The organism is Burkholderia sp. BKH01 (assembly GCF_025685725.1).
Lineage (GTDB): Bacteria > Pseudomonadota > Gammaproteobacteria > Burkholderiales > Burkholderiaceae > Burkholderia > Burkholderia pyrrocinia_C.
Genome location: NZ_JAOTQT010000066.1, coordinates 1 through 450 on the forward strand (window position 1 = coordinate 1; position 450 = coordinate 450).

General features: G+C 61.6%; 1 protein-coding gene. It reads right to left on the reverse strand.

Going from position 1 to position 450, the window contains the following annotated elements; all coding sequences use genetic code 11:
• The coding region (locus OEJ37_RS34830; RefSeq protein ID WP_263349536.1) for a hypothetical protein at nucleotides 1-450 on the reverse strand (450 nt) is incomplete at both ends.

Here is a 450-nt window from a genome sequence, read left to right on the forward strand (position 1 = left end):
GCCTGAGCTCGACCAACAGCTCGGTGTCGTCGCTGTCGACCTCCACGTCGACGGGCCTGTCATCGGCCAATAGTTCGATCACGTCGCTTTCCACTTCGACTTCGACCGGTCTGTCGTCGGCTAACAGCTCCATCACGTCGCTGTCCACTTCCACGTCGACGGGTTTGTCCTCAGCTAACAGCTCGATCACCTCGTTGTCGACCTCGACCTCGACCGGCCTGTCGTCGGCCAATAGCTCGATCGGCTCGCTGTCAACCGGCCTGAGCTCGACCAACAGCTCGGTGGCGTCGCTGTCGACCTCCACGTCGACGGGTCTGTCGTCGGCGAATAGCTCCATCACGTCGCTGTCCACTTCCACGTCGACGGGTTTGTCCTCAGCTAACAGCTCGATCACCTCGTTGTCGACCTCGACCTCGACCGGCCTGTCGTCGGCCAATAGCTCGATCGGCT